This is a genomic window from Actinopolyspora lacussalsi subsp. righensis, from assembly GCF_900116555.1.
In the GTDB taxonomy this organism is placed as follows: domain Bacteria; phylum Actinomycetota; class Actinomycetes; order Mycobacteriales; family Pseudonocardiaceae; genus Actinopolyspora; species Actinopolyspora lacussalsi.
Genome location: NZ_FPAT01000002.1, coordinates 570,556 through 580,858 on the forward strand (window position 1 = coordinate 570,556; position 10,303 = coordinate 580,858).

The 10,303-nt window shown below is 66.0% G+C and carries 7 protein-coding genes; 6 read left to right on the forward strand and 1 reads right to left on the reverse strand.

Features of this window, described 5'->3' with window-relative positions; translation table 11 throughout:
- The first annotated feature begins 110 nt into the window (after nt 1-110).
- The 5 genes from mtrB to secA all read left to right on the forward strand — a co-directional run bounded on the left by mtrB (nt 111) and on the right by secA (nt 8,789).
- On the forward strand, nt 111-1,757 hold the full coding sequence (mtrB, locus tag BM394_RS06065) for an MtrAB system histidine kinase MtrB (protein ID WP_175529990.1): 1,647 nt from the start codon (nt 111-113) through the stop codon (nt 1,755-1,757).
- On the forward strand, nt 1,754-3,490 hold the full coding sequence (locus BM394_RS06070; RefSeq protein ID WP_092974916.1) for an LpqB family beta-propeller domain-containing protein: 1,737 nt from the start codon (nt 1,754-1,756) through the stop codon (nt 3,488-3,490). The genes mtrB and BM394_RS06070 overlap by 4 nt, the downstream gene beginning before the upstream one ends.
- Nucleotides 3,491-3,647: 157 nt before the next feature.
- On the forward strand, nt 3,648-4,343 hold the full coding sequence (locus BM394_RS06075) for a ComF family protein (protein ID WP_217643373.1): 696 nt from the start codon (nt 3,648-3,650) through the stop codon (nt 4,341-4,343).
- A 486-nt stretch (nt 4,344-4,829) separates the two neighbouring features.
- Nucleotides 4,830-5,585 (forward strand): ribosome hibernation-promoting factor, HPF/YfiA family, encoded by a 756-nt coding sequence (hpf, locus tag BM394_RS06080; protein ID WP_092974919.1) that lies wholly within the window; start codon nt 4,830-4,832, stop codon nt 5,583-5,585.
- Nucleotides 5,586-5,921: 336 nt separating this feature from the next.
- Nucleotides 5,922-8,789 (forward strand): preprotein translocase subunit SecA, encoded by a 2,868-nt coding sequence (gene secA / locus BM394_RS06085; RefSeq protein ID WP_092974922.1) that lies wholly within the window; start codon nt 5,922-5,924, stop codon nt 8,787-8,789.
- Nucleotides 8,790-8,895: 106 nt separating this feature from the next.
- Here secA and BM394_RS06090 read toward each other — a convergent pair whose 3' ends face one another.
- Complete coding sequence (locus BM394_RS06090) at nt 8,896-9,258, reverse strand: Rv3235 family protein (RefSeq protein ID WP_092928067.1); 363 nt, start codon at nt 9,256-9,258, stop codon at nt 8,896-8,898.
- Nucleotides 9,259-9,390: 132 nt separating this feature from the next.
- On the opposite strand from BM394_RS06090, the gene BM394_RS06095 reads away from it, so the two are divergent.
- Nucleotides 9,391-9,831 carry an HAD-IA family hydrolase gene (locus BM394_RS06095; RefSeq protein WP_092974925.1) on the forward strand — a complete coding sequence of 147 codons (441 nt, stop codon included), beginning with the start codon at nt 9,391-9,393 and terminating at the stop codon, nt 9,829-9,831.
- Nucleotides 9,832-10,303: the final 472 nt, after the last annotated feature.

Here is a 10,303-nt window from a genome sequence, read left to right on the forward strand (position 1 = left end):
GGGTGAACGGTGAGCAGCCTCGTGCCGGCGCCGAGCGCTCCTTCCCGGCCCGGCTCCGGGATGACGTCCGCAGGCGCTGGCACTGGTTCGAATCGACCTGGCGCCGCTCGATGCAGCTGCGTGTCGTCGTCAGCACCCTGGCGCTGTCCTCGGCCGTGGTCTTCGTACTGGGGATGGTGCTGCAGACGCAGATCACCAACAGACTGCTGCAGAACAAGGAGGACGCCGCGGTCCGGCAGGTCGAGCAGAACCTGCGGGTCCTGGAGTACCAGCTGACGGCGGTCGATCCCAATTCCGGCGATGTCGCCGAGCAGCTGGAAGCCGCGCTGAATCAGCTGACCACCAGCACCGCCGACAATACCGAGACCGACTCGTTCGCCGGGAACTACGAGCCCGCCCTGGTGGACGGCCAAGCCATCACTGAGAACGGTGAACAACCTTCCGCGGGGCCGATCGACAGCGTTCCGAACTCGCTGCGCAAGCTCGTCAAGGAGGACAACCTGGCGAGTAAGATCGAGACGGTCAGGCGCGACGGCGAGTCGGTCACCATGCTCATCATCGGCAGCCCGGCCGGAACCGCCACCCGACCGTTGCAGGCCTATTTCCTGTTCCCACTGGAGTCGGAGCGCAAAACACTGGGACTGGTGCAGAGCACCCTGCTGGTGGGCGGTCTGGTGCTGCTCGTGCTGCTCGGCGCCATCACCAATCTCGTCACCCGGCAGGTGGTGCGTCCCGTCCGGCAAGCCGCCCACACCGCCGAGCGGCTGGCCGCGGGCAATCTCGACGAACGGATGCGGGTCATCGGCGAGGACGACATGGCCCGACTCGCGGACTCGTTCAACGAGATGGCCGACAGTCTCAAGCAGCAGATTCAGCAGCTCGAGGAGTTCGGCCAACTCCAGCGGCGCTTCACCTCGGACGTCTCGCACGAGCTGCGTACTCCGCTGACCACCGTGCGGATGGCCGCGGACGTACTGCACGCCTCCCGCGACGATCTGCCGGACGGACTGGAGCGCTCCGCCGAGCTGCTCGTCGACGAGCTCGACAGGTTCGAGTCGCTGCTCGGTGATCTGCTGGAGATATCCCGGCTCGACGCCGGAGTCGCCGACCTGGCCACCGAATCGCTCGACGTGCCGGATCTGGTGCGGCGTGTCATGGATTCGTTGCTGCCCATCGCCAGGACCGGCGGAGTCGAGCTGCGTGGCGACTTCCCCGTCGAGGAGGTTCACATCCTCGCGGACGCCCGGCGGGTCGAACGCATCGTGCGAAACCTCGTCGCCAACGCCGTCGACCACGCGGAGGGCAGGCCGGTGGACATCAACTTCGCCGCGGACGACCGCTCGGTGGCGGTCACCGTGCGCGACTACGGTGTCGGACTGCGCCCCGGTGAGGCCGAACTCGTGTTCACCAGGTTCTGGCGCGCCGATCCCTCACGGGATCGACAGACCGGCGGTACGGGCCTCGGACTCTCCATCGCGGCCGAGGACGCTCGGCTGCACGGTGGCTGGCTCGACGCCTGGGGCGAACCCGGCAAGGGTTCCTGCTTCCGGCTCACCCTGCCGCGCGACTCGGGCGACCGGGTAGACACGAGCCCGTTGTCGCTGCCGAGCACCCGCAGCATCGCCGCGCCCGAGGCGCTGCTGGCCGTGCCCGGGGACGCGACGGACAACGGTTCCACACCCCCGGACGAGGGGTATGACCAAAGCGATCAGGGGCCGACCTGGAGCTCCGGTCCCGACGAGCAGGAGAAACGATGACGTTGCGACGGCGGCTCGCCCCAGCGGTGACTCTGCTGCTGGTGCTGTCCGTTCCGCTCACCGGTTGCGCCTCGATACCGGAGGAGACCAACGCCGGGGTGATCCGCCAGGTCGAGGAGGCTCCCGAAACCAGCACCGAGGCCCAGCCACCACCCGAGAACCTCAACGACACGGACCTCGTCCGCAGTTTCCTGGAGGCCACCGCGGAGCCCGCCAACGACTACGCGGCGGCCCGGCTGCACCTGACCGAGCAGGCGGCCGACTCGTGGCAGGTTCCCTCGGAACGGTTCATCGTAAACAGCGTCAACACCGTGCCGAAGTCGCGGCCGGAAACCCCCGACTCCGTCCGCGTAGTCGGCCTGGACTTGCACCAGCTCGGCAAGCTCCGGAAGGACCAGTCCTACGTTCCGGAGGAGAAGGACCTCAGTCTGCGGGTCAAGGTCCGGCAGCGTTCCGACGGGCAGTGGCGGATAGTCGATCCGCCTCGCAAGCTGCTGGTCACCAGCGACGCCTTCAAGTCCCACTACCGGGCCGTATCGGTCTACTTCCTGGATCACCAGCGCGAGGGGGTGATCCCCGACATCCGGTGGGTGCGGCAGAACCCGAAGAGCACACTGCCCTCGCGGGTCATCAGCCTGTTGCTGTCGGGACCCTCCGAGGGCTTCGACCTGGCGATGAAGACCGCCATACCCGAGGACACCACCACGGCGAGCAACGTGAGCGAGACCGATGACGGTGCGCTGCTCGTCAATCTACGCGACCTCGGCGATCTGAGCGGCAAGAAGAAGCGGCTGATCGCCGCCCAGGTGGTGCTGACGCTGCGTGGTGTCCGAACCGCCCGGGTGGAACTGCGGGACGAGGGCGCGTCGTTGCTGTCGAACACCGAGGTGCTGCGTCCCTCCGACGTGAGCGAGTACGAGCAGCAGAACGAGGCTCCCCGGGACGTGAAGCCACTCGCGGTCGTCGACGAGAAACTGCTGGTGTTCAGCGAGAACGCCCCCCAGGTACCCGGCCCCGCGGGCAACGGGAGTTACCGGATCACTACCGCCGCTCGTTCCGACGACGGTTCCCGAGTGGCCGCTGTGGTGCGCCGCGATGGCAGCGGAGTCGAACTGCGCGTGGGCGCGTACGGCGAGGAGCTGCGGAGACTCGGGATTCGAGGCAATTTCATGAGCAGGCCGACCTGGCGCAGTGAATCCGAGTTCTGGACCGTCGTCAACGGCGAACGGGTGATGCGGGCTATCCGCGACGAGAACGGCTCCTGGTCTGTCAGCCGGATCGACGCGAGCGATTTACCCGGTGAGGGGAATATCGAAGCCCTGCGGATCTCCCGAGGTGGTACCCGACTCGCCGCCGTCGTCGACGGTCGAATAGTCGTCGCGGGCATAGCGGGCGGTGATTCGGACGTGTCGCTGCAAGAGCCCGTGACGCTGAGCGGTGGCACGGGGGATTCCGAGATCAAGGGGGTCGACTGGCTCACCGGCGACTCGTTGGTGGCCATAACCGGTAGGGACGCTCAGCCCGTGGTCAGGGTCTCCGTCGACGGTTTCAACTGGGACTCCTACCGGCCCTCCAACCTGCGCAACCCCAAACTGGTGACCGTGGGACCGGACCAACGGGTCATAGTCGCCGACGAGGCCTTCCTCTGGCAGGCCAAGGATCTGTCCGATTACTGGGAAGTGCTGCATGAGATCCCGATCGGGGCGTCCTCGAAACCCTTCTACCCGGGTTGAATCTAGGTTCTCCGGGTGGTCCGATCAGCGGTTGTGCGGTGCCCGTGCGCCCCGAGCGGTACGACCTATCGGTACTGACAGCGTGTAAGGCCGACACGCCGAGCCGCCGGTGGCGGGGCGACCCGCACCGGCCCCCGCGCGAGTCAACCTCGGCGGCGTGTCATTCGATCGGTACTCCCGCTCGGTCGTTCCGTCGGGGCTGGTGGATCTGCTGCTGCCATTGCGCTGTGCGGGCTGCGGTCTCGCCGGGGCCGTGCTGTGCGCCGAGTGCGACAGGCGGTTCCACGAGCCGCGCGTGATCCGTCCTCCCGTGCTGTTCCGGGAACCGCCGATTCACGCCTTGGCTCGTTATCGCGGTCGGGTGCGTACGACGCTGCTGGCCTACAAGGAGGGCGGTCGTCGTGACCTGGAGAGGCCACTGGGAAATCACGTGGCCACCGCCGTCCGGGCCGTTCTCGCCGCATCCGGCTCGATCACCGAAACCGACTCGCCCCGTCTGGTGCCGGCCCCGTCGAGGGACGCGGCGGTGCGACGCAGGGGCAGAGCACACCTGGCGCGAATCACCCACCGCGCGGAGCGGAGGTTGCCCGGCTTGTGCACGGCGGACTGCCTTCGGTTGAGTCCGCGAGTGCGCGATTCGGTGGGGTTGGACAGCGAACGGCGCTTCGAGAACCTGCGTGGCGGGGTACTGTCGCGCCCCGGTCGTTTGCCGCCCCCGGGTACTCCCGTGCTGCTGCTCGACGACGTCCTCACCACCGGTGCCACGGTGCTCAACTGCCTACGAACGCTCTCCGAGGCCGAGCTTCCGGTGGTGGCCGTCCTGGTGCTGGCGAGCGCTTGCCGGGAGTCCTGACCGGCCCGTGTGCGCCCCGGTTCCCGGAGCATCCCGTTGCCCACCCCGGTGCGTCCCGCCAGGCGAACCGAATTCCGCCCCGACGGGAACCGATGGTTTGCCTCATGCGTTTGCCGGGTATACGCGGATGGCCGTACCGCCCGGCGCGGGCACGGTGCGGACGTCCGGGTACAGGTCCGAAAGGGCGAGCACGGGACACGGCCGTGCTACTGCTGTCGTCGGGACCGGCCCTGCGCCGGGCGGAGGTGTGTCATTGCGAAGCCGGGACCATGCCAATTACACAGGGTGTCCGATTGACTTCACCCGACTCGGGGGGTGTCACAACTCCGCAACGCGAGCTAACGTGCGTTCCCATCAAGCCGTTTTCCGGCAGTGGAATGAGGTGAGGCAGTGATGACCCTGACGCCGGAAACGAGCTGAGCACGCTCACTCCGGTGTCGCCGTGATCGTCATTCACGGAAGCACGCTGAGCAACGGAGGTCGTGAATGGACATCGTCGTCAAGGGCCGCAACGTCGAGGTGCCCACGCATTACCAGCAGCACGTCGACGAGAAGCTGAGCCGCCTCGACCGTTACGACAGGAAGGCCATGCGGGCCGACGTGGAGCTCCGGCACGAGCGTAATCCACGCCAGGCGAAGAACTGCCAGCGGGTCGAAATCACTCTCAAAGGACGCGGACCGGCGGTACGAGCCGAGGCCAGCGCGGTCGATTTCTACGCCGCCCTGGACGCCGCGTCGACGAAGCTGGAGAACCGGCTACGCAAGATGCACGACCGCCGGAAGGTGCACTACGGTCGGCGCAACCCCCGTTCGGTGGCGCAGGCCACCGCCGCGATGGCGGATCGTCCGGTCGCTGTCGCCGGTGCCGGTGGCACGACCGGCGGCCGCACACGCACGACACTCCTGGAACCGCCGGCCGATCAGCTGCGACACGACAGCGCGGAGGGGAACAGCACCGTGAGCGACAGCGCCGTGAGCAATCAGCGGGCTTCCCGGACAACCGAACCTCCCGCGGGCGGCGCCGGATTCCCGCAACAGCGTGAGGAAAGCAGCGACTACGAACCCGGTCGAATCGTCCGCGAGAAGGAACACCCCGCCACACCGATGACCGTGGACCAAGCCCTCTACGAGATGGAGTTGGTGGGACACGACTTCTACCTGTTCTTCGACGCGGAAGCCGACAAGCCCAGCGTGGTTTACCGCCGCAAGGGATTCGACTACGGAGTGATCAGACTGGCCTGACCCGGGTGGTCCTCGCGGCTACTCCAGCCGTACCGATTTGGTACGGACCATAACCATCGTGGCCGTCCGCCGCGTACCGTGGTGCGCGGGGACGGCCACGTCTGTGGTTCGACGCAGCCGACGGGCGGCCAGATTCCCCCTGCCACCGCACGATCGGGTGTGGCGGGAACACACGTGCGTGCCGGAAACGTTCGTGGTCCGTGGCCACTTCCGGCGTTCGCGCAGTGAGCATCGTCCGACGGTGCCTGAGCGAACCGTGCGGAGGTGGGCTTCTAATACTATGGCCGTAAAGCGTCCGTGACGGGCGCGTCACGATCAGCAAGTGAGGTCGACCGGATGGTCCTGTCCCGACTGCTCCGCGCTGGCGAAGGTAAGATGCTCAAGCGTCTGCGTTCCATCGCGGCGCACATCAACGAGCTCGAAGACGACACGGTCGCGCTGTCCGATGACGAGCTGCGGGCCAAGACCGATGAGTTCAAGGGCCGTTACGCCGACGGCGAGCAGCTGGACAAGCTCCTGCCCGAGGCCTTCGCGGTCGCTCGTGAGGGTGCCAGGCGAACGCTCGGCAACCGGCACTTCGACGTTCAGCTCATGGGCGGTGCCGCGCTGCACTTCGGTCAGATAGCCGAGATGAAAACCGGTGAGGGCAAGACGCTCACCTGCGTGCTGCCCGGCTATCTCAACGCGATCACAGGCAACAGCGTCCACGTCATCACGGTCAACGACTACCTGGCCAAACGTGACTCGGAGTGGATGGGCCGAATATATCGTTTCCTCGGCATGGAAGTCGCCGCCATCACGGCCGACATGTCCCCCGAGCAGCGCAGGGACGCCTACAACTGTGACGTCATCTACGGCACCAACAACGAGTTCGGCTTCGACTACCTGCGCGACAACATGGCCTGGAGCCTGGCCGAGTGCGTCCAGCGCGACCACAACTTCGCGATCGTCGACGAGGTCGACTCGATCCTCATCGACGAGGCCAGGACCCCGCTGATCATCTCCGGGCCCGCGGACCAGTCCTCCCGCTGGTACCAGGAGTTCGCGCGACTGGCTCCGATGCTGACCCGCGACGAGCACTACGAGGTCGACGAGCGCAAGCGCACCATCGGTGTCACCGAGGAAGGCGTCGACATCATCGAGGACCAGCTCGGGATCGACAACCTCTACGAGGCCGCGAACACCCCGCTGGTCGGATATCTCAACAACGCGCTCAAGGCCAAGGAGCTCTACCGCAGGGACAAGGACTACATCGTTCGCAACGGTGAAGTGGCCATCGTCGACGAGTTCACGGGGCGCGTGCTGCACGGACGCCGTTACAACGAGGGCATGCACCAGGCGATCGAGGCCAAGGAAGGCGTCGAGATCCAGGCCGAGAACCAGACCCTGGCCACGATCACGCTGCAGAACTACTTCCGGCTCTACGACAAGCTCGCCGGTATGACCGGTACGGCCCAGACGGAGGCCGCCGAGTTCCAGAGCACCTACAAGCTCGGTGTGGTCTCGATCCCCACCAACGAGCCGATGATCCGGCAGGACCAGCCCGACCTGATATACAAGAGCGAGGAGGCCAAGTTCGCGGCCGTCGCCGAGGACATCGAGGAACGGCACGGTAACGGACAGCCGGTGCTGGTCGGCACCACCAGCGTCGATCGATCGGAGTATCTGGCGAAGCTGCTCACCAAGCGTGGCGTTCCGCACAGCGTGCTCAACGCCAAGCACCACGAGTCCGAAGCGGGCATCATCGCCGAGGCGGGCCGCAGGGGCGCGGTGACCGTGGCCACCAACATGGCCGGTCGTGGTACCGACATCGTGCTCGGCGGCAACGTCGATCACCTGGCCGACAGCGAGCTGCGCAAGCGGGGCCTCGATCCGGTCGACAACCGGGAGGACTACGAGGCCGAGTGGCCCGCGGTGGTCGACAAGATCAAGGAGCAGGCCGAGTCCGAGGCCGACGAGGTGCGCGAGGCGGGCGGGCTCTACGTGCTCGGCACCGAACGGCACGAGTCGCGCCGGATCGACAACCAGCTGCGTGGTCGTTCCGGACGTCAGGGCGACCCGGGCGAGTCGCGGTTCTACCTCTCGCTCGGTGACGAGTTGATGCGCCGCTTCAACGCCAACATGGTCGAGACCGTCATGACTCGCCTGAAGGTCCCGGACGACGTTCCGATCGAGCACAAGATGGTCACCAGAGCCATCCGAAGCGCTCAGACCCAGGTCGAACAACAGAACATGGAGATCCGCAAGAACGTCCTCAAGTACGACGAGGTGCTCAACCAGCAGCGATCGGTGATCTACACCGAACGCAGGCGCGTGCTGGAAGGCGAGGATCTGCGCGAGCAGGTCGAGCACATGATCGAGGACGTGATCAGCGCCTACGTGAAGGGCGCGACCTCCGAAGGCTACGCGGAGGACTGGGACCTCCAACAGCTCTGGACCGCTCTCAAATCCCTCTACCCGATCTCGATTCACTGGGAGGACATCGCCGAGGAGGACGGCGACCTCAGCAGCAAGAAGGTGAACGACGCGGTCATCGCCGATGCCAAGCGTGCCTACGACGCGCGGGAAGCCGAGATCGAGGAGATGGTCGGCGAAGGCGGCATGCGCGAGCTCGAACGCCGTGTCGTGCTCAGCGTGCTGGACCGCAAGTGGCGTGAGCACCTCTACGAGATGGACTACCTCAAGGAAGGTATCGGGCTGCGTGCGATGGCACAGCGGGATCCGCTGCTCGAATACCGGCGCGAGGGCTTCGACATGTTCAACGCCATGTTGGAAGCACTCAAGGAGGAGTCCGTCGGTTACCTGTTCAACGTCCACGTCGAGGCCGCCGAGCCGGAGGAACCGGCGGAGCCGTCGGTGCCGGTCTCGGTCAGCCAGAGCTCCGGCGGTGACGGCGTCGCGGCCGAGGACGGTCAGGCAGCTGCCAAGCCGAGTTCCAAACGCGGCAAGAACTCCCGGGCCGCGGGTCCCGCGTTGAGCCAGCTGGGTTCGCAGCAGGACGAGCAGTCGCAGGTTCCGGCCGCATTGCGGGGCAACGGTGCCGGAAGGTCGGGGCAGCGGCTCAGTTACTCGGGGCCCTCGGAGAACGGTGGTGTCGAGACCAGCAACGCCGAGTCCGAGGACTCCGCTTCGGAGCAGCAGGGCACGAGGCGCGAACGCCGTGCCGCCGCCCGGGCCGAGTCGAAGAAGGGCAAGAAGCGCTGAGCGAGCCTCCCGAACTCGCAGACCTGGTGCTCGGATCGACGGGAATCCCGCTCCCACTCGAGCGGGATTCCCGTCCCGAGCGGCCGTCCACACGCACTTCCCGGGATCAGAGCAAGGAAAGCAGGGTGCACCACCACCCGGCGTCCAGTCGTTCCAGGCGGAGCGTCATGGCGCGGTGCCGGTTCGGTTCGTGGATGATCACGCAGACCTCCACGGTGCTGGAGTTGGTGGGACAGGCGTGTACCGAGTTCATCCGGGTACGGAAGTCCAGCGGGGTTTCGCGTCGGGTGAGGGTCGTCAGCAGGCCGGCCACCGGTCTGCTCAACCACCGGCGTATCTGGTGGAGCGGCCTTCGCCCGGTCAGTACCTCCACCATGCTTCTGGCCGCGCCGTGAGCCAGTGCCGATGCCGAGTAGGACGGCGGGGTGCGGTTCTCGTTGTCCGCGAGCACGGTGGTTCCCTCGCGCATGACGGTGTTCTCCCTTCCGGTGGCTTCACGGATTAGGAGTGAGTGCCCTCCGCCGCACGTTCACTCCGAACCGGGCAACCACCCGATTGGATGAGCTCGGTTGTTCGAACGACCGCGAGTTAGGTTGTCGTAATGACTTTGTCGGCGCTCGTGGTCGATTTCGGTGGAGTCCTGGACGACTTCGGTGAGCGTTCGTCAGGACAGGCGGTCGATACCGAGGTGGAAACAGCGCCGGTGGCACGGGCGCTGGAGTGGTTGCGCGCTCGTGGTGTGGCTGTCGCTTTGTTGTCGAACGGGGAGGGGCGTCCCACGGCGATCGACTGCGACCGGTTGTTCGATGTCGTGGCCGTATCGGCCGAGACCGGGTTTCGGAAACCCGCTGCCGCGAGCTTTCGGCACGTGCTCGGACAGCTGGGGGTTCCCGCCGATTGGTGTGCCTTCCTCGATGATGAACCGCGCAACGTTGCCGCGGCCGTCGAGACGGGCATGGTGGGGATAGTGCACTCCGGTGTCGAGTCGACGCTGCACGAGCTTTCCGTGCTTTTCGCTTCGGAATTGGACGAACAGTCCTGATAACCCCGTGTTCACCTGGTGTTTTGGTGGTTGGTGGGGGTGGGTGTGTGGGGTGGTGTGGTGGGGGGTTAGAGTGGTTGTTGTCAGCACGGCGGGGCCGGGTTGGAAATCACGAGGGTGGATGAGCTGGGACGTGGTTCTGGTTTGTTCGGTGGTTTCCGGGTTTCGGTTCGTGGTGGTGGCTGGTTGTTTGAAGAACTGCATGTGGTGCCTGGTGCTTGCTGGCTCGGGCTTGCCTTGTTGGGGTGAGTGGTGAGTTGGCGGGTGGGTGACCCCCCGGTGAGTGGGGGTTGGTTGGGGTGCTACGGTGAATGCGGTTAACAACGAAGAGGCATTCGGGAATTCCGCTGAATGTGGTGGCTGGGTTTTGGTTCGGTCGCTGGGTTTGGTGGGTGTTTCTGGGTGTGGGCCTGCCGCGTGGGTGGTGGGTGTGTTCTTTGAGAATTCAACAGTGTTTGTGCACGCGTGTGTG

Coding starts and splice junctions, on each gene's coding strand:
- secA (WP_092974922.1), top strand. CDS start 5,922: ATGGTCCTGTCCCGACTGCTCCGCGCTGGCGAAGGTAAGATGCTCAAG.
- hpf (WP_092974919.1), top strand. CDS start 4,830: ATGGACATCGTCGTCAAGGGCCGCAACGTCGAGGTGCCCACGCATTAC.
- BM394_RS06090 (WP_092928067.1), bottom strand. CDS start 9,258: ATGCGCGAGGGAACCACCGTGCTCGCGGACAACGAGAACCGCACCCCG.
- BM394_RS06070 (WP_092974916.1), top strand. CDS start 1,754: ATGACGTTGCGACGGCGGCTCGCCCCAGCGGTGACTCTGCTGCTGGTG.
- BM394_RS06095 (WP_092974925.1), top strand. CDS start 9,391: ATGACTTTGTCGGCGCTCGTGGTCGATTTCGGTGGAGTCCTGGACGAC.
- mtrB (WP_175529990.1), top strand. CDS start 111: ATGCAGCTGCGTGTCGTCGTCAGCACCCTGGCGCTGTCCTCGGCCGTG.